Source organism: Domibacillus enclensis (genome assembly GCF_900156125.1).
Classification (GTDB): domain Bacteria; phylum Bacillota; class Bacilli; order Bacillales; family Domibacillaceae; genus Domibacillus; species Domibacillus enclensis.
This window is the reverse complement of record NZ_FTLX01000003.1, coordinates 411,409-431,946: the sequence shown is the minus strand read 5'-3', so window position 1 is coordinate 431,946 and position 20,538 is coordinate 411,409. Positions and strand designations below refer to the sequence as shown.

Sequence of the window (20,538 nt, the reverse complement as noted above, 5' to 3'; positions counted from 1 at the left end):
TAATATAATATTGAATTTCAATAAAAACCGATTGATTTTTTTAATATCAGAAAAGGAGTGAATTAAATGGAAAAAAAAGATTGGCTGATTATTCAGGCCGTATACGCGCAAAAAAACATTACAAAAGCAGCGGAGCAGCTTTATATGTCGCAGCCAACATTAACATACCGGCTTCAGCAGATTGAAAAAGAATTTGACATCAAGCTATTTTACCGGGGACGAAGAGGGGTGGAATTCACTGAACAAGGCGAGCTGCTCGTTAAATATACGCAGGATATGCTTCGCCAGAGACGGGAAATGGAAGAGAATTTGTGGAATTCAGGCGGAGAAGTGCGGGGTACCTTGCGCTTAAGCGTTTCGCGAACCTTTGCCTTTTATCGTCTGCCACCTATATTAAAAGCGTTTAATGACCGATTCCCTAAAGTGGATTTTCAAATCGAGACAGGTGTGAACATGGATGTCATCCAGTCGATTTACAAACAAGATGCTCACATTGGCATTGTCCGGGGTGATCATCATTGGCCGAGCAAGGAAACGATTTTAACGGAAGAAAACATTAGTATCCTTTCAAAAGAAAAGATCAGTTTAAACGATCTTTCAACAATGAGAAGAATCAGCTTTCAAACAGACCCGAATCTAGAAATGGTCATGGACACATGGTGGAAGGAGAACTTTCATACACCGCCAGCCAATATCATGAATGTGGACAACGTTGATATTGCGAAACGGATGGTGCTGAATGGGCTGGGCTACTGCATTGCACCGAGTATTGTTCTTGAAGAACAGGATCAGCTGCATACCATTTTTCTTAAAGATCAGCAGAATAAACCTATTATTTGGAAGACACGGGTGTTGTATAGAGAGGAACTGCTTGGGCTGGCCATGGTGGATGAATTTGTCCGCTTTCTAATGGACTACCACCATGTCCTTGATGAGAAATAGGTCAGCCCCTTCCACCTTTTAGACATTGAAAATATTAATGAATAAACATTTAAAAACAGTATTTTATTAATTCCTTGTTATCCTTTACAGTAAGGATAGAACGTTCAACTGAACCTCAAAATGGAAAGGAAGTAATGGAAATGACTAATTATCGCCTAGGTGTACTTGCTGGAGACGGCATCGGACCCGAAATTGTAAGCGCTACAGTGCATGTTTTCAAAACGGCTGCTCAAAAAGCAGGCGTCGATATCAACTGGATCGACCTGCCAATGGGCTGGGAGGGCATCAAGCAGTACAATGATCCTCTTCCAGAAGAAACAAAAGAAGCATTAAAGGAAACGCATGGCTGGATTCTCGGCCCGCATGATTCAGCAGCCTATCCACCGGAACATAAGGTGAAGCTTAACCCAAGCGGTGCCCTCCGCCACTCTCTTGATTTGTACGCGAATGTTCGTCCAGCGAAAACAATGCCAGGCATTAAAAGTGTCGTCGGTGAAGCGGATCTTGTGATCTACCGGGAAAACACAGAAGGTTTTTACGCAGACCGCAATATGTACAGCGGGCACGGAGAATGGCAGATCACAGAAGACGTCGTTGTAACGTCCGGCGTCTTTACACGCAAGGCAGCAGAACGCATTGCTCATGCAGCGTTTAAAATGGCCATGCAGCGCCGCAAAAAGGTGACCATTGTTCATAAAGCCAATGTTCTTCGCTTAAGCACCGGCTTGTTTCTGAGAGTTTGCCGTGAAGTGGCGGAGCAGTACCCGGAAGTCACGGTTGACGACTACCACATCGATGCTATGGCGGCTCATCTCGTCCGCCGCGCCAAAGATTTTGACATCATCGTAACGGAAAATATGTATGGCGATATTCTGTCAGATCTGGCCGGTGAGCTGGTTGGAAGCCTTGGTCTGGCCCCTTCCATCAACTCAAATGACAACCTTGCCATGGCGCAGGCTGCACATGGATCTGCCCCGGACATTGCTGGTCTCAACATTGGGAATCCGACAGGGATTATGCTTTCCACTGTGATGCTGATGGACTGGCTTGCAGAGCGGCATAACGATCCGAAGCTAAAAGAGATGGGTCAGCTGGTCGAACAAGGGCTGTACCAGTCACTTGAAAGCGGCGTTAAAACAAAAGACCTGGGCGGCAGCGCTTCAACATCAGACTTCGCGGAAGCCATTTCTGAGCGGATTTCGCAAGCCGTTTTACGTTAACAATCACCGATCCCGGCTCTCACAGCAGACACCGATCTTTTGTGAGAGCCGGGTTTTATCAAAAAGGAGATCTTTTTTCATGTTATAGGAAGGAGCCTGTTTATGAATTCAATAAACGAACTGATTCACGCAGCAAAATACATGATCGACCATCAGCTTGCCTGGGGCACATCTGGAAATGTGAGTGTACGCCAGGATGATCAGCATATGCTGATTACAGCATCCGGCACAAAAATGGCGGAATTAACGGAGAATGACTTCGTGCAGTGGAACATTCAAACAAACGAAGCATCGGGTGTGCGGAAAGCATCAAAAGAAACACCGATGCACTCGGGCATTTATGTCAACCGCCCCGATGCACGGGTAATCCTCCATTCATCTCCTTTTTATACAACTCTATTCGCCTGCAGCCAGGAAACCATTGTGTCTGAGTTGTTTATCGAAACGATGTATTATTTAGAAGACATCGCGTATGTCGATTATTTCCACCCGGGGACGACTGAACTCGGTGAAGCGGTGGCAGAACAGTCCTTGTCCGCGAATATTGTGATGATGCGAAACCATGGTGTCGTCGTATTCGATGATTCTATTTCAGATGCCCTTATGAGGCTTGAAACGCTGGAAATGGCCTGCCGGATGATCGCAAAAGCAAAAGAATGCGGGATCGCCTTAACCAAAATCCCGGATCAAGTTGTTTCTCATTTTCTCGAAGATTCACGCTACAAGCCACGAAAGAAGGGACGTATATGAACAACATCATCGGCGTTGTCGCTGACGATACAACCGGTGCAAATGACATCGGCATTATGTTCAGCAAAAACGGCTGCACGGTTAAGGTCGTTGCCTTTAACGAAGAAATGACGCTGCAAAAAGATGCAAACGTCATCATTGTTGATACAGACAGCCGGTTGGATTCACCGGACCTCAGCTATCAAAAAGTATTTCAAGCAACGAAAAAGCTGGCTGATCTGCCATGCACCCGGTACTTCAATAAAACCTGCTCTGTTTTCCGTGGAAACATCGGCAAAGAATTTGATGCGATGCTCGATGCGCTTCAAGAGGATTTCGCTGTGGTCGTTCTGGCCTTTCCGAAAAACGGTCGAAAAACGGTCAAGGGAATACACACTGTACACGGACAAAAACTGGAGGATTCCGAATTTGCCCATGACCCTGTGCACCCGATGAAGCAGTCTAGTCTTGTGTCGATTTTACAGGAACAAACAAACCGGCCCGTTACATGTATTCACCTTGATACGGTGAGAAAAGGAGCGGCTGCTTTAAAAGAAGAAATCGAAAAACAAAAAGAGTACTTTACCTACTGCATTATTGATGCGGAGCTGCAAAGCGATTTAACCATTATCGCTGAAGCCGCAAATGAGATTAAGGTACTCGCTGGAAGCTCTGCGCTCGGTGAGGAACTTCCGAAATTCATTCCAATGGACCCTGTAGACAGCCCTCTCGAGTCAGTACAACTAAAGGATGACCCGAACGGTGTGTTAATCGTATCAGGAAGCTTAACGCCTCAAACGCGTGAGCAAACCGCTTTATTAATTGATTCCGGCTGCCCGGCGGTCGTGGTTGACTCCCGGAGTGTTTTTTCTCCAATCGAACGGAAAATTGAGCTGGAGAAGTCTTTGAAGGACGTAATCCGGCAGCTGAAAAATGGCCGCGATGTATTGCTGATGGCGGATAACAATCCGGAAATTGTCCAGCAAACAAAGCAAATCGGACAAGAGGATCATGTCGATCCCTTAACCATCAGCAAAATGGTGTCTGCTCTTTTAGCTGACATTACCGTTCAAGCTGTTGATCACCTTCAAGTAACGAAATTGGTCATCGCGGGCGGCGATACGTCCGGAACGATTAGCAGAAAGCTCGGCATCAAAGGGAACTTCATTCTTCAGGAAATTGCGACGGGTGTTCCATCCGGTTTGGCTTTTGGCCGCGACATGCTGATTGTACTGAAGTCCGGCAGCTTTGGTGAACCGGATTTCCTCCTCAACGCAAAAGAGCATTTGAAGGATCTGACTCTTCAAATGAATGAAAAACAGACGTATTAATAGAATGACACAAACTAATAACCCGAACGAATGTTTCTGATTCGTTCGGGTTTTACATTTAAAAGGTTTTCCCTAAATTATTTCTTCGCATTGAAAACAATCTAATCAACGTATCCCTGGCTGTCAGAATCGTTTAAATAGCGGTCCAGCCGCCGTCTACACGAATCGTTTCTCCTGTAATAAAATTAGCTAGGTCCGATGCTAAAAACAGGACGGCTCCTGTTACGTCTTCCGGCTTCGCAAGGGCCCCCAGTGGAATCCGGCTGAGGACATCCTGCTGAAATGCAGCGTCTTCAAACATGGCTTTTGTGAAATCCGTTTCAATAAATGTAGGTGCCACAGCATTGACCTTGATTTGGTGCTCCGCCCATTCAACTGCCAGTGCTTTTGTCAGCTGGACAGCTCCGCCTTTGCTGGAGCAGTAGGCGGCACGCTTCACATATCCTACGAATGCCATCTGAGAGACAATGTTAATGATTTTACCGGCATTGCCTTGTTCGATCATATATTTGCCCGCTCTTTGTGCACAGAAAAAGGTTCCCTTTAAATTGGTGTTGAGCACCCGGTCCCAATCCTCTTCTGTCACCTCTAAAGACGGTCTGGCAATGTTGATGCCTGCATTGTTCACGAGGACATCAATTCGCCCCAGCCGTGAATATGCATGATCCATCATTTCATAAATCTGCTGCACGTGTTGAATATCTGCTGCTACGTATGAGCAGTTTGGGCTGTATTGTTTCAGCTCTTTTGCAGCTTGCAGAAGATCCTGCTCGTTTCGTCCGGTAATGAGCACATCCGCTCCCAGCCTGGCAAAGGCAAGGGCAATGTCCTTGCCAATTCCTTTGCTTCCCCCGACAATGATGATTTTTTTCTCCTTTAATTCGGAAAAATAGGTCATATTATTTGCCTCTTCCTGTTTCCTTTTTAAAAATGAACTTTTGACCTTCGTCTGTTATGAATGAAAGGCTGGGGACTCCACTTCTCCATAGGCCTCTTCGTAAATCTTTTGAATTTCTTTAACTGTCAGCCATCTGGGATTGTTATTCAGCAGCCGGTCGATTTTGCTCGCTTCCTCTGCCAGAGCCGGCAGATCAGACGCTGTGACGCCGACTTCTCTTAAGCTGGATGGAATCCCAACGTCTTCAGACAATTGAGCAAGTGCCCGGACAGCACGGTCTGCCGCTTCCCGAAGCGAGAGACCTTCAATGTTCTCTCCCAGTGCTTCTGCCACATCAGCGAATTTCGTTAAGTCCGCGACCGCATTGTATTTCATCACAAACGGCAATAAAAGTGAGTTAGCTACACCGTGAGGCACCTTGAATTTCCCTCCAAGCGGATAAGCTAAAGCATGTACAGCCCCGACACCTGCATTCCCAAGTGAAATGCCGGCAAGCAAGCTGCCCATCGCCATATCTTCACGTGCCTTTAACTCTTTTCCGTTATACACGGCCGTACGGATCGAACGAGAAATCAGCTTAATCGCCTGCAGAGCAATCCCGTCCGTCAGCTCGTTCGCCCGAATCGCGGTATACGACTCGATTGCGTGCACCAGTGCATCCATTCCAGTCGCTGCTGTTACGGCAGGCGGAACGGTCAGCGTTAGCTCAGCATCTACAATGGCCACACTTGGAAGCAAGTAAGGACTGACAATTCCTTTTTTTACTTTATCGCGCGTATCAGTGAAAATGGCGTTGTATGTGACTTCAGAGCCGGTTCCTGCTGTCGTGGGAACGAGGATGGTCGGGATGCCCGCGTTTTTCACTCTTTCAATGCCGACAAATTCTCTGACATCCTCATGATTCGTCAGCATAACAGCAAGGACTTTTGCGACGTCGAGTGCGCTTCCGCCCCCTACCCCGATCAGCAGATCATAGCTCTTCCCTTCGATTTGCGCAGCAAGCTGTTCAAGGTTTTCAAATGGCGGTTCAGGCATCACTTCATCTATGATATCCGCCTGTAAGCCCGAAGCTGTCAGCGGGTCGATAATTTTAGCAAGCAATCCTGTTTCACGAATAACCTTGTCTGTCACAATCACGACCTTTGTCGCGTTTAATTTCTTGGCTTGCTCCCCGATTTCAGCGATCGATCCGGTTCCCGTAATCAATGTTCCAGCTGTACGAAAATAAGATGCTGTCATCCTTTACGCCTCCTTAGCTCCATTTAATTCCGATAAATTTACGTTCTGTCATATCGTCAATCGCGTACTTAACGCCTTCTTTCCCGACACCGCTTTGCTTTACACCGCCATACGGATAATTGTCCTGCCGGTATGTGGATGTTTCATTAATCCACACACCTCCTGTTTCAAGTCCTTCCGCTACTCGCATCGCTCGATTGATATCAGATGTAAAGACTCCTGCCTGCAAGCCGAAAATCGAATCATTGGCCATTTCCACCACGTCTTCTTCTGTTTCAAACGGAATAACGGAAACAATCGGTGCAAAAGCTTCCTCGCACACAACCTTCATGTCGGGCTTCACATCCACAAGAACGGTCGGCTGAAGTACTGTTCCCTCACGCCCGCCGCCTGTTGCAAGTATCGCTCCTTGTTCGACGGCTTCCTGTATCCATTCATGTGCACGAATGGCTTCTTTTTCGCTAATCATCGGTCCGATATCAGTCAATTCCTCTGCCGGATCGCCGATGACTAATTTCTTTACAGAAGATACATATTGATCTAAAAATGTCTGATAGACCTCCGTTTGAACATAAATGCGCTGCGCTGAAATACACACCTGGCCCGAGAATGCAAAGGCCCCGCGCACCAATCCTGTCGCAGCGGCTTCAATGTCACCATCGTCGAAGACAATGTTAGGAGAGTTGGAACCAAGCTCCAATGTCACTTTTTTCAGCCCGGCTTTTTGGCGCAGATTCAGTCCGACTGAAGGGCTTCCCGTAAACGTAATTTTGCTGATGCGTGAGTCGGTAACCAAGATGTCGCCCACTTCTGATCCATTTCCAATCACTAAATTTAAGGCCCCTTTCGGCAGCCCGGCTTCTTCAAATACGTTCACAAGCATATAAGCAGAGAGCGGCGTTTTGCCAGCGGGCTTCAAGACGACTGTATTGCCGGCAGCAAACGCTGGAGCCAGCTTGTGAAGAGCAAGGTTAAGCGGGAAATTAAACGGTGTAATCGCCGAAATGACACCAATTGGAAGGCGGCGTACCATGCCGATCCGGTTTTCACCGCCAACTGCCGCATCCATCGGCACGAGCTCTCCTTCTATTTTCTTTGCTTCGTCTGCCGCAAAACGAAGCACCTGCACTGCACGCCCTACCTCTGCCCGGCCATCCCGAATCGGCTTCCCGGCTTCAAGCACAAGAATGCGCGCAAACGCTTCTGTTTTCTGTTCAAGCAAATCAGCTGTTTTCCGCAAAATATCCGCCCGTGTATGTGCAGGCATCTTTTTCATGGTCTCGTGAAAAACGCGGTGAGCCGATTCAATCGCTCTTTCCGCCTCCTCCGCTGAGGCCAGACTCACCACCCCAACCACCTCTCCATTAAACGGACTGATGACATCCATCTCCCGCCCTTGCGCTTGACCGGCAGGCTCTCCGCCAATAAGCGATGTTACCCGCATGACCTCCACATTCATCATAAAAACAGCCTCCTTTTCAGTAAAACGCTTTCAAATTAAAGAAAGCATGGTCTATCTATAAGATCACTGTATTATAGATGTACCAATTAATAAAATATGAAATTTAGATACTAATCAATTGATATTTTCTATCGCTACTAACATACAAAAATGCAGCTCCTTTTTCACCATTAGGAGCTGCATTGTTTTATTCGTTCACTTTCACCGAGACATTGTAATGATGAAATACTTTGACCATTTCTTTTTTTGCTTCTTCCTCATCTTCTCCATGAATCTCCAGTTCGAATGTTTTTGAGCTTAGCACGGAATAGGTCAAACCTAGAATGCTTTTGGCGTCAATGCTTCTCTGATCCGTTTTAATCACGATGCTTGATGCGAATTGCTGAGCGGTTCGGTTTATATCAACGACTAGCTGAGCGAATGTATTGCTTATCTCCATCATCGTTCCTCCCTTAGGACAGTCTGTTTATTTTTTCACTGCTTTTGTTTCTTGTTCTTTTGAAGAAGTTTGAAGCAGGTCTCTCACGACTTTTTGCATAATGCCTCCGTGACGGTAATAATCTATATCCACGCTGTTATCAAGACGCACGATAACGGAAAAACAGACCAGCTCTCCATTTTCACGCACTGCATTTACTTCGATCAGTTGACCAGGCATTATATCATTTCCTAAGCCAACCGTTTGAAAGGTTTCCGTCCCGTCAAGACGCAAAGAGCGGGCACTTTCTCCTTTCAAAAATTGAAGCGGCAGGATGCCCATTCCGACCAGGTTGCTGCGGTGAATTCGTTCAAAGCTTTCAGCAATGACTGCTTTCACCCCGAGCAGCAAGGTTCCTTTCGCCGCCCAGTCTCGTGAACTGCCGGTCCCGTATTCTTTTCCGGCAAGAATAAAAAGCGGTACTCCCTCTTTTTTATAAGCTAACGAAGCGTCATACATGGTCATCACCTCTTTATTTGGCAAGTAGGTCGTGACGCCTCCTTCTGAACCCGGTACAAGCTGATTGCGGATTCGATGGTTTGCGAGTGCACCCCTGATCATCACATGGTGATTTCCTCGTCTTGACGGATAGGAATTAAGATCCGTTACCCCGACGCCCCTGCTTCTCAAGTAGCGGCCCGCTGCACTTTCCCGCGGAATAGCCCCGGAAGGAGACAAATGATCGGTCGTCACGGAATGACCAAGCAAGGCAAGAATGCGTACGCCTTTGAAGTCCACTATATCCTGCCTACTTTCGGATAAGCTGCTTAAGAAAGGCGGCTCTTGAATATAAGTTGACTCTTCCTCCCAGTCGAACCGCTGCCCGGCAGGTACATCGATTTGATTCCACATTTTGTTCGATTCCTGAATATTCCTGTACCGCTCCTTGAACAAGTCCGGATGCAGTGCTTCAGCAAGCAGGCTGTTTATTTCCTCCGAAGAAGGCCAAATATCGCGCAGGAAAAGGGGTTCGTTCAACGAATTGAACCCAATTGGTTCGTTTGCAAAATCAATGTCGACCGTTCCCGCTAATGCGTAAGCGACTACAAGGGGCGGAGAAGCCAAATAATTCGCTTTTATTTGAGGATGAACACGCCCTTCAAAGTTACGGTTCCCCGAAAGAACGCCGGCCACCGTCAAGTCATGCTTGGTAATGGCCTCACTCACTACTGGCGGCAGCGGTCCGGAGTTTCCGATGCATGTGGCACATCCATATCCCGCAATGTGAAAGCCCAATGCCTCCAGATAGGGAAGCAGGCCCGATCCGCGCAAATAGTCAGTCACCACCTGTGAGCCCGGTGTTAACGAGCTTTTCACATAAGGAGGCTTGGTCAATCCGGACTCAACCGCTTTTTTCGCCAGAAGCCCTGCCATCAGCAAAACGGTCGGATTGGATGTATTCGTGCAGCTTGTAATCGCTGCCAGTACAACAGAACCATTTCTGAGCACAGAGACTTCTTTATTTTCATGATCAATAGCCACCTTCTTGCTGAGCGCTTCTTCTGCAAGCCCGAATCCTCCCTGCTCAACCGGCAGACGCAAACTATCTCGAAAGCCCTGCTTCATATCCGTGACATTCACCCGGTCCTGCGGTCGTTTCGGACCCGCAACCGACGAAACCACTGTCGTCAAATCAAGTTCAATCACCTCCGGGTAGTCAGGGACTGTGCTTCCCCTTTCCACAAATAAGCCCTGTACCTTATAATAGGCTTCAATCAAGCTGACCTGCTCCTCACTACGGCCGATTAAGCGCAAATAGTGCAGTGTCTGGTCATCAACCGGAAAAAACCCCATTGTCGCTCCGTACTCTGGTGCCATGTTGGCAATCGTGGCCCGATCGGCCACACTCATTGTCTGAACTCCTGGACCGAAAAATTCCACAAATTTTCCAACGACATTTTTCTCGCGCAATATATTCGTAATGGTCAGGGCAAGATCAGTAGCTGTTGTTCCTTCCATCAGTCTGCCGCTCAGCCGAAAACCAATGACCTCCGGCGTCACAAAGTATAAAGGCTGGCCAAGCATGGCGGCTTCCGCTTCAATTCCGCCGACACCCCACGCCACAATGCCAAGCCCGTTAATCATCGTCGTATGGGAATCTGTTCCAACGAGTGAATCCGGGAATACGAGCAGCTCTCCTTTTTCCTCTTTCACAACCGCTACTGCTGAAAGGTACTCCATATTGATTTGATGCATAATGCCTGTAGCTGGGGGAATGACCTGCAGATGATCAAATGATTGCTGCGCCCACCGCAGAAAACGAAACCGTTCCATGTTTCGCTTCATGTTAATCTGTTCATTTAATTCCATCGCATCAGACCGCCCGAAGTAATCCACTGTCACCGAATGGTCCACGACAAGGTCAACAGGAATGAGCGGGTTGACAGCAGCCACATTTCCTCCCGCACGGTAGACGGTTTCCCGCATCGCAGCTAAATCGACGATCGCTGGAAGTCCTGTTGTATCGTGCAGAAGAATGCGTGCCGGCTTAAAGGGCACTTCTTCGTTCATGTCCCGTTTTTCAGTCCAGTCAGTCAGTTTCCGGATGTGATCCTCCGTTACGGTTTCGCCGTCATATGTTCGAACCGCTGCTTCAAGAAGAACTTTTATGGAGTAGGGAAGCCTGTCAATCTGTTGAGCGGATCGGTTCAGCGAGCGGATCGGATAATACGTATATTTTTTCCCGCCCACGTCAAAATGTGCTCGTTTCATAAAAGCGGCTTTGCTCATTATTTTTCTCTCCCTTATTCGTTAATCATCCTTTATTTAAGCGTACGGTATGGTCATGCTTTTTAAAAATAGCAATTATTCATGGGGAGACATGAATGATTGCCATATTCCTCTTCGGAATGTAGTATGTTGGTAAAAAGGAGGCATAGGAATGGATGATCGTGACTGGCTTATTTTACATACACTATTCAATGAAAAAAGCATTACAAAAGCTGGACAGGTCCTTTTTATCGCGCAGCCGACGCTGACAAAACGATTAAAACAGATTGAAACCGAATTCGGCGTCAAAATCGTGAACCGCGGTGTGAAAGGCGTACAATTCACTCCAGAAGGAGAGTACCTTGCGAAACGCGCAGAGGAACTGCTGTCGACATTCCGCGAAATAAGAGAAGAAATCGATAACTTCAACCATTACGTAGCCGGAACATTACGCATAGGTGTCTCCAACTTCATCAGCAAATACAAGCTTCCAGGCTGGCTCAAATTATTTAAAGAGCAGTATCCGGACGTTGAATGTCAAATTGAAACCGGCTACAGCAAGCACATTTCAACGATTGCGTATACGCAGGACATACACATCGGCATTATACGCGGCGACTACAATTGGCCAGGTGAAAAGGTGCTGCTGTTTGAAGAAGAACTGTGCGTTGCTTCATCCGAAAAAATCGATCTAAATGACTTGCCCGCCTTGCCGCGTATTGATTATCAAACTGACTTGCTTTACAAACACATCGCTGATAATTGGTGGGCAGAACGTTTCAGCCAGCCTTCTTTAATCGGGATTACCGTCGACAGAGGCGATACGTGCAAAGAAATGGTTCTAAATGGGTTAGGCTACGCCATCCTGCCTTCCCTGTTTTTCAGCAAGCAGGATGCTGTATTTAAAATTCCGCTTGCCACGCTGGACGGAGCTCCTATTACCCAGAAAACATGGATGGTTTATCATAAAGAAGCGGAAGAATTAAACGTTGTGAAAGCCTTTGTTGAATTTATCAAACAGATGGATACAGAAAACGAATGACAATGAGATGCGCCCTTGAATCCGAACGATCTAGCAGCTAAAGAAAGCCGAACGATTCGTTCGGCTTTCTTCTATCCAGAACCTTTTGTCTCAAACTCTTTACGCTAAAAAGGCATCAAGATAGCGAATGATCTCTTCTTTATTACCTGATACTTTATCCGCGCGCTGGATGTCTTTTTCTACTTTTTCAAGCGCCTGCCGCAGGACGGTTTCTTCGGCCTGCTTTGGAATGACCGTGACACCATCCGCATCCCCCACGATTATATCTCCCGGGTGAACAGTCATTCCCCCGCATGAGATCGGCACATTCACTTCTCCCTCTCCTGCTTTTCCACTGGCTGCAATCGCCGTTCCCTTGCAAAAAACAGGAAAATTCAGCTGTTTGATGCCGACGACGTCCCGAATGACACCATCAACAACAATTCCTTTAATGCCGAGCGTTTGAGCCATTCCAAGAATAAAATCTCCGGCTACCGCGCGATATGTATCTCCTTTTGCATCAATGACGAGAACATCACCAGGCTTCGCTTCACGAATCGCTTTCAGCACGACCAAGTTGTCGCCAACAGGCATCTTAACAGTAAAAGCCCGCCCGGCTACTCGGTCATGCTCCTGTAACGGCTTAATGTCAGCAGATAAATTGGTCAAGCCTTGCAGCGCATCGGATATACAGGTTGTAGGTATTCCTTCAAATTTTTGAACAATCGTCATTTTTATCTTCTCCTTTAAAGTCCATCATCATTTACAACGACTTTTTTTCCGATCAATTTTAATAGCATTGGCGTCACTACCCACAAAATGCCGATAATGATAAACAAAAGGGACAGCGGCTTTTGCAGAAAAATCATAAAATCTCCATTCGAAATGGTTAACGCTCTTCGAAAGTTATTCTCAATCATTGGCCCCAGAACAAGCCCCAGAACAAGCGGCGCAATCGGAAAGTCATTTTTCATTAAGAAATAACCCGCTACCCCGCAGCCGACAAGCAGCATTAAATCAAATACAGAAAACTGAACGGCATAAACACCAAAAAAAGAAAATGCCACAATAAGCGGAATCAAATATTTTGTCGGTGTTTCAACAACCTTGGCGAAAATTCTCACGAGCGGCAAATTTAAAATGAGCAAAATGGCATTTCCAACAAACATGCTGGCAATAAGTCCCCACGCCACCTCCGGATGATCTTCAAACAGCAGCGGTCCCGGCGTAATGTTAAACATGATAAAGGCACTCATTAAAATAGCTGTAGCTCCCGATCCAGGAATGCCCAGTGTTAACAGCGGCACGATCGCTCCACCGGCAGCTGCATTATTCGCCGATTCCGGACCCGCGACGCCTTCAATCGTTCCTGTCCCGAATTTCTCAGGATGTTTGCTTAGCTTCTTTTCCATGATGTATGAGAAAAAAGAAGCGAGTGTTGCACCGGCACCTGGAAGAACGCCGAGAAAAAAACCGAAAACAGAACCGCGGAGAATAGGAATTGAACTGTCCTTCATATCTTGCTTTGTTGGAACAATCCGGGTGATTTTTGCAATTTCTCCGTCATTGCTTTCCCGTTCCAGAATCGATTTGAACACTTCGCCAAGTGCAAACAATCCAACAGCGACCGTTAAAAACTCAAGACCCGAATAAAGCATGGGCTGGTCGTAGGTGAATCGAGAAATGCCCGAAACAGCGTCGATGCCGATGGTCGCAAGCAACAACCCGAAAACAGTCATCATTAAGGCTTTCGTGATCGATTTGCCGCCAAGCCCACTGACAGCCAGCAGCCCTAAAAGCATAAGAGCCGTGTATTCAGCCGGCCCAAATTTAAGCGCAATGCTGGCAAGCGGCTTTGCTAATAAAATGAGACCGATTAACGCAATAAGCCCTGCTGAAAACGATCCGATGGCGCAGATGGCGAGCGCAACCCCCGCTCGTCCATTTTTAGCCATTTGATGGCCATCAAGTGTCGTGACAACTGATGAAGACTCCCCTGGTGTATTTAATAAAATTGACGTCGTTGAACCGCCATACATAGCGCCGTAATAAACGCCTGCTAAAAGAATGATTGAGCTCGTTGCCGCTTGTTCAGGACCAAGTCCGCCCGTAATAGAGGCGGTAATCGGCATTAAAAGAGCAATCCCGCTCATCGGTCCGATTCCTGGCAGTACACCGACTGCCGTCCCAATCAAGACACCAAAAAAAGCAAACAATAAATTGTGCCACTGCATAGCCGTCGCAAAGCCTTGAAATAAAAAATCAAGCGTGCTCATCAAACCCCCCCTTTAAAAAAACATGTTCTCAAACGGAAACGGTGGCAGTGTTCCCTGCAAAACGTTTACGAATACGTAATAAACACCGATCGAAAAAACGCCTGCGATCAATATTGACAGCCAAAGTTTTCCTTTTTGCATCGTCTGAAAGCCGACCGTTAAAAAAACAAACGTCGTAATCACATAACCAAGTGTTTCGATCAGCCCCGCGTACAAAATAGCTGCACCTAAAATAATCGCAAACCGCTTATAGTCCAGCTTTTCCTTCTCAGACTGATCCTGCTGGTATCGAAACGTTTCATAAACTAAGCGAATACTCAACAGCACTAATGCAATTCCCAGGTACATCGGAAAAATGTCCGGCCCGATGTCGCTTCCATATGCGCTTTGTGACAGCCGGATACTTTCGACAATAAACAAAGCGCCTATCGCTAAAAACAAAATTCCGCTAAAGCGGTCAAACGTCTTACTCATCCTTCTCCCCTCCTCGTGTGAGAAAGCGGCAGGCTCACGCGGGAGATTCACCGCCGCTTTTCAATGCATCATGCTCCGGTTATTTCGCCATGCCAAGGTCTTCATAAATTTCCTTGTACATGGCTTCTTCGCTTTGCATTAATTGAACAAATTCATCTGCCGGCATGTAGCCGTCCTGCCAGCCCTGCTTGTCAAGCTCCGCTGTCCACGCCTCTGTCGAAGCCAGCTCTTTGATCTTATCTTCCCAGAAAGCTTTTGCGTCATCCGACATATCCGCCGGTCCATAAATACCGCGCCAGTTTGTAAGCTCAGCATCGATTCCCTGCTCTTTATAGGTTGGCAAGTCAGCGAATTCACCCTCCAGGCGCTCCGGAGAAGAAATCCCGATGATTTTTACATTTCCTGCTTTCACATACTCAAAGACTGACGATACATCTGAACTGATGACATCTGCATTCCCGCCCAGAATAGAGGTTAACGCCTCGCCGCCGCCATCATATGAAATATATTTTAATCCTTTTACATCAACACCCGCTTTCATCGCTGGATAAATGACATTCAGATGATCAAAGGAGCCCGGGCCTGAGCCTCCCGCAAATGTAACCGAAGCAGGGTCCTCTTTTAATGCTGTCATCAACGAATTCATGTCCTGATAAGGAGAATCCGTTGGCACGGCCAGCACGTCATATTCGGTAACGAGACGCGCAATCGGCGTCACATCCCGGAACGAAACCGCGCTGTTTCCCTCTTTTTTAATATGATTTAAAATAAACGGCGTGGAGGCGATAAGCATCTTATAATCATTGCCTATCTCCTTATTCGCAAAATCGACCGTTCCAACCACCTGCCCGCCGCCGGGATTGTTTTCTACTGAAATCGCACTGTCCACCAGCTTTTCCCCCGTCAACAAATTACCGAGTGATCGCCCCATCGTATCGAGACCGCCGCCTGCTCCAGAAGGGACGCTAAACGTGACGGTCTTTTCCGGATACGAGCTCTCACCACTTCCTCCAGAAGCAGTCTCGGCTCCATCACTGCTGCACGCAACAAGTGCGAAGGATAACGCTGCTGTTACAATCGGAAATAATACCTTTTTCATCAATAATCCCCCCAAATTATAAAATCAGAATATTCAATTAATTAAACAGGTGTATAGAATCAGATTGGGCAACCAGTACCCCTTTACGTCGAATTCTTCTACACACGATCCTTCTTCTTACACAACCTCCCCTTCATAAAGATAACGCTTTCAAAAAAATAAATTCATTCCAACTGATTGCAGTGTAACGGATAAAGACCGCTCCGGGGAAATACGGATAATTCATGTCTCCCTATTCATTTTTTGAATACCACCTTCTTGTTAACGCTTTCTTTTACAATTGACCACTTTCTATCTCTCACTTTAGTCTAAATTCAGTAATAAATAAAATAGTGAATTCTTATTAAAAAGAATAGAAAAATTTTATTTCTTTCCCTTTCACTCTCTCGCTTCCTGGACTTTTACGATAAACGAGGCGCTGATTCATCTTCGTTTCGTCTATCGGCAGCCAGCACTGTATCCACGATGAGATCTGAAATTTCTCTAGCCAATTGGTAAACGGTAAAAAGCCTCGTGTCTGTTAAAAAGGACTCGCCTTGAAGGGCCTTTTGATCATTTACGACGGCAATAAAGTGAAAATCACCCACTGGCGGGAACGACTTGCCGATCGCTTTCCCTGGAAAAAGGGGGCCTTGCTTAAAAAACAGCGATCCAACTTGATCTTTTTCGCCTATACATGCATCAATGGCAATGAGGAGAACATGATCAAACGTTCGGGAAATCTCCTTAAGCGTTTGATTTAAATTTAACGCGTGAACAGGTTCTTCGAGTGTGCCGTAAACAGGACAAGGGATGCCTTTTTCCTTGAGCATCGTTCCGACTAACGGTCCAACTGAATCCGCAATTGAACGATCCGATCCTATACAAATAAAAACGACTTCCTTTTTCGTTGAACAGAGTATTTGTTGAAAGGTGATGGGCACGATGCTCTCTTTTGCACCTTGATCGGCCTCGAACGCCTTATCTTGATTTCTTTTTTTCCAAAACAAGCCCATTTCCCCACCCCTTAAAAATGAATAAAGTCGATTTCACACACAAACCTGGACCATATACTTTGTTAAAACGCCCTATTGTACGATTAAGATTAATCCTTTTTCATGAGATTTCAACTTTTTCTAATCAAATTTCCCTTTTATCCAGTATGCTTTGTCATTCACCCCCCACTCTTCCGCCTCTCATTTTTATTGATAATAAATAGAAATAAATCAAATAAAAATAAATATTTATTGAAAAACAATAAATATGGTGATATATTCTTTTTATTGAACGTCACGTGTACCAGATAGGAGGTTGTTTTTATTGATCGGAACAAAAGCAGTTGCTTTCCCACTGTTTTCAACACAGCTGGCTGCTTTTTTCGCCCTGCAGACGAAATCGTGCCTCTTTCCGCTTTATATCTTTTTCTGCCTGGCCATCACACAGCTGCTCGATTTGCCGCTGCTCGCACGATATGACTGGCTGCTGCTGTTTTGCTTACTCATGCAGGGGTGGATGGTGTATTCGGGGCTGGAGACGAAGGATGAATTAAAAGTCATTACCGTTTTTCATTTTATTGGACTCGGGCTGGAATTGTTTAAAGTGAACATCGGTTCGTGGAGCTACCCGGAAGAAGGGCTGTTTACCTTTTACGGCGTTCCGCTTTATAGTGGGTTTATGTATGCCAGCGTGGCAAGCTACCTGTGCCAGTGCTGGCGAAGGTTTGATGTGCAGGTCTCGGGCTAGCCGTCTCTGGCAGTTGCGGCCCCGTTGGCACTGGCGATATACACTAACTTCTTCACGCATCATTATGTTCCCGACATTAGATGGATGCTGTTCGCTCTTGTAGCCGTCGTATTCTGGAAATCTCACGTCCTATTTAAGATCAATCAAGTCGGCTACAGTGTGCCGCTCCTGCTTTATTTCTTTTTGATCGGCTTGTTAATTTGGCTGGCTGAAAACATCGCGACCTTCTTTGGAGCATGGCAGTACCCAAACCAGTCAGATGTATGGAGCTTCGTGCACATAGGAAAAATCAGCTCGTGGCTGCTGCTCGTCATCGTCAGCTTTTTAATTGTTGCAAGTCTTAAAATCGTCAAATCAAACTTGAGGAGAACATGAACACAAATATTAAAGAAATAAGAGGTGCAGTATGAAAAAGGGAACAACATTTTTTTTGAAACTGGCGGTGGTGTTCATCGGATTGCCAATCGTCGTATTGTGCTTGTATTTGCTGCCGCAATTAGCTATTGAAGCGATGTCGCATCTATCGGACGGCCCGACACTTGCTTCCATCATCCTTGGGTTATTGTTCATTATGTATGTCACGGCCATTCCGTATTTTAATGCGCTGTATCAAGCGTTTAAAATCCTCACGTATATTGATACCAATGAGGCATTTTCACCGCTATCCGTTACGGCTCTAAGAAAAATTAAAAAAGACGCCTTTTTCATCAGCGGCCTGTATACCCTCGCGCTGCCGCTGATCTTTATGGTGGCTCAGTGGGATGATGCGCCCGGGCTCGTTTTGATCGGCCTCGTCATTGTCGGTGCATCACTCGTTATCGGTGTATTTGCCGCTGTCCTCGAAAGGCTGCTTCAGGAAGCGATCGCCTTTAAAAAAGAAAATGAGTTAACAATCTGAGGTGAAAAAATGACCATTATCATTCATATAGATGTGATGCTTGCGAAACGAAAGATGAGTGTAACGGAGCTGACGGACAAAGTCGGCATCACCATGGCCAACCTATCGATCCTGAAAAATGGAAAAGCCAAGGCCATCCGTTTTTCAACACTTGAAGCCATATGTGAAGCTCTCGATTGTCAGCCGGGGGATATTCTGGAGTATAGAAAGGATGACGATAGCGGTGGGTAAGCGAAAGGTGGCGGGGTATTAACTTACACCACGCCACCTTTCATCTGCACAAAAAAAAAACGAAGCAGCTGTCATACAGTCGCTTCGTTTTAATGAAAACCAATTCAAAGGTTTTATGCATTTATCGCACATTAAAATGAGTTTCCTTTATGTCCGCCGACGTGCCCGGCCCGCTGCAGGTAGGTGCCGCCTTTCATGAGGCTGTAGGCGCGGAAGATGGCATCCTTGCCGAAGCGGTCGCGGATTTCGTCTATTGTTTCGTCAATGATGTGCCGGCGCTCGTCGAGTTCGGGCGGCGTGAACAGGTCGATCTGCTCGTGACCGGCCGGCTGGAGCTTGCTGCAGACGACGTGAATTTGGCGCACCGGCTGCTCCATCCAGTGCTTCCGGAACAGGCGGACGAAGTGAGCGGACAGTTCGGCGGTGGAATTGGTGCTGCGCGGAAGCAGGACCTGGTGGTGAAAGCCGCGGTCTTCGATGTCGCGCGTGTACGAGATGCCGAGAGCAATTCCGGACGCGGCGACGCCATGCCGGCGCAGGCGGCTAGCCACGTCTTCGGTCATTTCTTTGATGACGATGATGATTTCGTGCTCGTGGTAGTAGTCGCGCAGGAGAATCTGGCCTTTGGAATAGGTTTTTTCGCGGACGCCGACCTTTTCCGACAGGACGCTGTAGTCGATGCCCCAGGCGTGGTAGTACATTTGCATGCCGAGGATGCCGAATTTCTTTTTCAGTTTCCATTTGTCTGCGTGTGCGAGGTCCCGCACGGATTCGATGCCGATGTTCGATAGCGAGCGGGCGTAGCCGCCGGAGATGCCCCACATGTCGGTGATCGGGTGGATGTTCCAAACCTTTGTGGGAACATCATCGTACGTCCAGCAGGCGATGCCGTCCGGGGCGTCCTTTCCTTCGTTATCCAGCGCCAGCTTGGCGAGCAGCGGGTTGTCGCCGATGCCGATCGTGACAACAAGGCGCAGCTCCTGCCAGATCGCCCGCTGGATCTTTTGGGCGATGGTGCATTTGTCGCCGAACAGCCGGTGCGAAGCGGTCACGTCAAGGAAGGCTTCATCGATGGAGTAGATGTGCAGGTCTTCATCCGCGACGAAGCGACGGAAGATCGCCATGATCATGCCGTTCACCTGCAGGTAGAGCGACATCGACGGCTCCACAATCATAAGGCGCGGGTCTTTCGGGATCTCGAAGTTGCGGGAGCCGGTTTTGATGCCGAATTCCTTTTTCACACGGGGTGAGGCGGCGAGTACGACCGAGCCGGATCGCTCGCGGTTGGCGATCACAATGATATACGCGTGGAGCGGGTGAAGCCGCCGGCGCACCGCTTCCACGCTGGCGAAGAAGGATTTCACGTCCACACAGAGCACACTGCGGCGCGGCAGCTGGTCGTCTTCAATTGGCGTCTTCATATCCGTCCCCTTCGGCCAGCTGCATCGAGACAATTTCTTCTGCCCAGAAACGTGAGCTGAAGCCGCTCAGCTTGACGTACGGCTTTTGACCGGGCAGGCTGGCACATTCACACACCACCCCGCTCACCTTTAGCAGGTCCTCGTCGCCAAATGTGTTTAGCTCAAAGATGACTTCTTTTTTCAAGTGGATCGAGATGGCTGCGATCCGGTTCATTTCTTCGTACTGCTGGTCGTCAAAGTAAATGTCTCGTCTTACAATCCGGCTTTTTTCATTCTTCATCATTTCCGCGTGCTCGGACAGGATCAGGCCCCGCCATTTGAGCATGCCGCGGTCTTCGTATTGTTTTCTCACCACGTTCACTTCTTTCAATGAGAATGTATGTTCCTT

Annotated in this window: 19 protein-coding genes and 1 pseudogene; 8 read left to right on the top strand and 12 right to left on the bottom strand. The window is 47.2% G+C overall.

The features are described 5' to 3' along the window. Positions 1–66 precede the first annotated feature (66 nt). The 4 genes from BW952_RS08925 (at position 67) to BW952_RS08910 (ending at position 4,222) form a co-directional block, all read left to right on the top strand. Positions 67–942 (top strand): LysR family transcriptional regulator, encoded by an 876-nt coding sequence (locus BW952_RS08925; protein WP_045849895.1) that lies wholly within the window; start codon positions 67–69, stop codon positions 940–942. Positions 943–1,082: 140 nt separating this feature from the next. Then, positions 1,083–2,162, top strand: coding sequence for an isocitrate/isopropylmalate dehydrogenase family protein (locus BW952_RS08920; RefSeq protein WP_045849896.1), 1,080 nt, complete (start codon positions 1,083–1,085; stop codon positions 2,160–2,162). Between the two features lie 102 nt (positions 2,163–2,264). Further along, on the top strand, positions 2,265–2,912 hold the full coding sequence (locus tag BW952_RS08915) for a class II aldolase/adducin family protein (RefSeq protein ID WP_045849897.1): 648 nt from the start codon (positions 2,265–2,267) through the stop codon (positions 2,910–2,912). Further along, positions 2,909–4,222 carry a four-carbon acid sugar kinase family protein gene (locus tag BW952_RS08910; RefSeq protein WP_045849898.1) on the top strand — a complete coding sequence of 438 codons (1,314 nt, stop codon included), beginning with the start codon at positions 2,909–2,911 and terminating at the stop codon, positions 4,220–4,222. The genes BW952_RS08915 and BW952_RS08910 overlap by 4 nt, the downstream gene beginning before the upstream one ends. A 133-nt stretch (positions 4,223–4,355) precedes the next feature. On the opposite strand, the gene BW952_RS08905 is transcribed toward BW952_RS08910, so the two are convergent. The 5 genes from BW952_RS08905 to acnA form a co-directional block, all read right to left on the bottom strand. Beyond that, complete coding sequence (locus BW952_RS08905; protein WP_045849899.1) at positions 4,356–5,120, bottom strand: SDR family NAD(P)-dependent oxidoreductase; 765 nt, start codon at positions 5,118–5,120, stop codon at positions 4,356–4,358. Positions 5,121–5,174: 54 nt separating this feature from the next. Next, entirely contained in the window at positions 5,175–6,359 is a 1,185-nt protein-coding gene (locus BW952_RS08900; protein ID WP_045849900.1) for an iron-containing alcohol dehydrogenase, read from the bottom strand. 13 nt (positions 6,360–6,372) lie between these two features. Further along, positions 6,373–7,821, bottom strand: a complete 1,449-nt coding sequence (locus BW952_RS08895) for an aldehyde dehydrogenase family protein (protein WP_045849901.1) — start codon at positions 7,819–7,821, stop codon at positions 6,373–6,375. A gap of 187 nt (positions 7,822–8,008) precedes the next feature. After that, the gene (locus BW952_RS08890) at positions 8,009–8,260 is read right to left on the bottom strand and encodes an HPr family phosphocarrier protein (RefSeq protein WP_052698384.1); all 252 of its coding nucleotides are present in this window, start codon (positions 8,258–8,260) and stop codon (positions 8,009–8,011) included. 27 nt (positions 8,261–8,287) lie between these two features. Continuing rightward, positions 8,288–11,029 carry an aconitate hydratase AcnA gene (acnA, locus tag BW952_RS08885; RefSeq protein ID WP_045849902.1) on the bottom strand — a complete coding sequence of 914 codons (2,742 nt, stop codon included), beginning with the start codon at positions 11,027–11,029 and terminating at the stop codon, positions 8,288–8,290. Positions 11,030–11,180: 151 nt separating this feature from the next. Between acnA and BW952_RS08880 the strand changes: the two genes are divergently transcribed. Continuing rightward, positions 11,181–12,050, top strand: coding sequence for a LysR family transcriptional regulator (locus BW952_RS08880; RefSeq protein WP_045849903.1), 870 nt, complete (start codon positions 11,181–11,183; stop codon positions 12,048–12,050). 99 nt (positions 12,051–12,149) lie between these two features. On the opposite strand, the gene BW952_RS08875 is transcribed toward BW952_RS08880, so the two are convergent. The 5 genes from BW952_RS08875 to yyaC all read right to left on the bottom strand — a co-directional run bounded on the left by BW952_RS08875 (position 12,150) and on the right by yyaC (position 16,873). Then, a complete protein-coding gene (locus tag BW952_RS08875) occupies positions 12,150–12,761 on the bottom strand; it encodes an RraA family protein (RefSeq protein WP_045849904.1) in 612 nt (203 codons plus the stop codon). Between the two features lie 14 nt (positions 12,762–12,775). Next, complete coding sequence (locus BW952_RS08870; RefSeq protein ID WP_045849905.1) at positions 12,776–14,305, bottom strand: tripartite tricarboxylate transporter permease; 1,530 nt, start codon at positions 14,303–14,305, stop codon at positions 12,776–12,778. Between the two features lie 12 nt (positions 14,306–14,317). Further along, the gene (locus BW952_RS08865) at positions 14,318–14,779 is read right to left on the bottom strand and encodes a tripartite tricarboxylate transporter TctB family protein (protein WP_045849906.1); all 462 of its coding nucleotides are present in this window, start codon (positions 14,777–14,779) and stop codon (positions 14,318–14,320) included. Between the two features lie 79 nt (positions 14,780–14,858). After that, positions 14,859–15,878, bottom strand: a complete 1,020-nt coding sequence (locus BW952_RS08860; RefSeq protein ID WP_045849907.1) for a Bug family tripartite tricarboxylate transporter substrate binding protein — start codon at positions 15,876–15,878, stop codon at positions 14,859–14,861. A gap of 401 nt (positions 15,879–16,279) precedes the next feature. Then, positions 16,280–16,873 (bottom strand): spore protease YyaC, encoded by a 594-nt coding sequence (gene yyaC, locus BW952_RS08855; RefSeq protein WP_045849908.1) that lies wholly within the window; start codon positions 16,871–16,873, stop codon positions 16,280–16,282. Between the two features lie 334 nt (positions 16,874–17,207). Between yyaC and BW952_RS08850 the strand changes: the two are divergent. From BW952_RS08850 to BW952_RS08840, 3 genes and pseudogenes are all read left to right on the top strand, one after another. Continuing rightward, a pseudogene (locus BW952_RS08850) lies at positions 17,208–17,975 on the top strand (DUF817 domain-containing protein). Between the two features lie 31 nt (positions 17,976–18,006). Continuing rightward, positions 18,007–18,498 (top strand): DUF2975 domain-containing protein, encoded by a 492-nt coding sequence (locus tag BW952_RS08845; protein ID WP_045849909.1) that lies wholly within the window; start codon positions 18,007–18,009, stop codon positions 18,496–18,498. A gap of 9 nt (positions 18,499–18,507) precedes the next feature. Continuing rightward, positions 18,508–18,729 (top strand): helix-turn-helix domain-containing protein, encoded by a 222-nt coding sequence (locus tag BW952_RS08840; protein WP_045849910.1) that lies wholly within the window; start codon positions 18,508–18,510, stop codon positions 18,727–18,729. 131 nt (positions 18,730–18,860) lie between these two features. Here the strand turns inward: BW952_RS08840 and BW952_RS08835 are convergent, their stop codons facing one another. Together BW952_RS08835 and BW952_RS08830 are read right to left on the bottom strand one after the other, a co-directional pair. Then, positions 18,861–20,150, bottom strand: a complete 1,290-nt coding sequence (locus tag BW952_RS08835) for a Y-family DNA polymerase (protein WP_045849911.1) — start codon at positions 20,148–20,150, stop codon at positions 18,861–18,863. Continuing rightward, positions 20,134–20,502 carry a YolD-like family protein gene (locus tag BW952_RS08830; RefSeq protein ID WP_139325429.1) on the bottom strand — a complete coding sequence of 123 codons (369 nt, stop codon included), beginning with the start codon at positions 20,500–20,502 and terminating at the stop codon, positions 20,134–20,136. Before BW952_RS08830 ends, BW952_RS08835 begins: the two co-directional genes overlap by 17 nt. Between the last annotated feature and the right edge of the window lie 36 nt (positions 20,503–20,538).

Bases quoted from the DNA above. Each gene is read 5' to 3' on its own strand.
- BW952_RS08870 (WP_045849905.1), bottom strand. From the start codon at position 14,305: ATGAGCACGCTTGATTTTTTATTTCAAGGCTTTGCGACGGCTATGCAG.
- BW952_RS08835 (WP_045849911.1), bottom strand. From the start codon at position 20,150: ATGAAGACGCCAATTGAAGACGACCAGCTGCCGCGCCGCAGTGTGCTC.
- BW952_RS08880 (WP_045849903.1), top strand. From the start codon at position 11,181: ATGGATGATCGTGACTGGCTTATTTTACATACACTATTCAATGAAAAA.
- BW952_RS08890 (WP_052698384.1), bottom strand. From the start codon at position 8,260: ATGGAGATAAGCAATACATTCGCTCAGCTAGTCGTTGATATAAACCGA.
- yyaC (WP_045849908.1), bottom strand. From the start codon at position 16,873: ATGGGCTTGTTTTGGAAAAAAAGAAATCAAGATAAGGCGTTCGAGGCC.
- BW952_RS08925 (WP_045849895.1), top strand. From the start codon at position 67: ATGGAAAAAAAAGATTGGCTGATTATTCAGGCCGTATACGCGCAAAAA.
- BW952_RS08905 (WP_045849899.1), bottom strand. From the start codon at position 5,120: ATGACCTATTTTTCCGAATTAAAGGAGAAAAAAATCATCATTGTCGGG.
- BW952_RS08845 (WP_045849909.1), top strand. From the start codon at position 18,007: ATGAAAAAGGGAACAACATTTTTTTTGAAACTGGCGGTGGTGTTCATC.
- BW952_RS08875 (WP_045849904.1), bottom strand. From the start codon at position 12,761: ATGACGATTGTTCAAAAATTTGAAGGAATACCTACAACCTGTATATCC.
- BW952_RS08915 (WP_045849897.1), top strand. From the start codon at position 2,265: ATGAATTCAATAAACGAACTGATTCACGCAGCAAAATACATGATCGAC.
- BW952_RS08865 (WP_045849906.1), bottom strand. From the start codon at position 14,779: ATGAGTAAGACGTTTGACCGCTTTAGCGGAATTTTGTTTTTAGCGATA.
- BW952_RS08840 (WP_045849910.1), top strand. From the start codon at position 18,508: ATGACCATTATCATTCATATAGATGTGATGCTTGCGAAACGAAAGATG.
- BW952_RS08900 (WP_045849900.1), bottom strand. From the start codon at position 6,359: ATGACAGCATCTTATTTTCGTACAGCTGGAACATTGATTACGGGAACC.
- BW952_RS08920 (WP_045849896.1), top strand. From the start codon at position 1,083: ATGACTAATTATCGCCTAGGTGTACTTGCTGGAGACGGCATCGGACCC.
- acnA (WP_045849902.1), bottom strand. From the start codon at position 11,029: ATGAGCAAAGCCGCTTTTATGAAACGAGCACATTTTGACGTGGGCGGG.
- BW952_RS08895 (WP_045849901.1), bottom strand. From the start codon at position 7,821: ATGATGAATGTGGAGGTCATGCGGGTAACATCGCTTATTGGCGGAGAG.
- BW952_RS08910 (WP_045849898.1), top strand. From the start codon at position 2,909: ATGAACAACATCATCGGCGTTGTCGCTGACGATACAACCGGTGCAAAT.
- BW952_RS08860 (WP_045849907.1), bottom strand. From the start codon at position 15,878: ATGAAAAAGGTATTATTTCCGATTGTAACAGCAGCGTTATCCTTCGCA.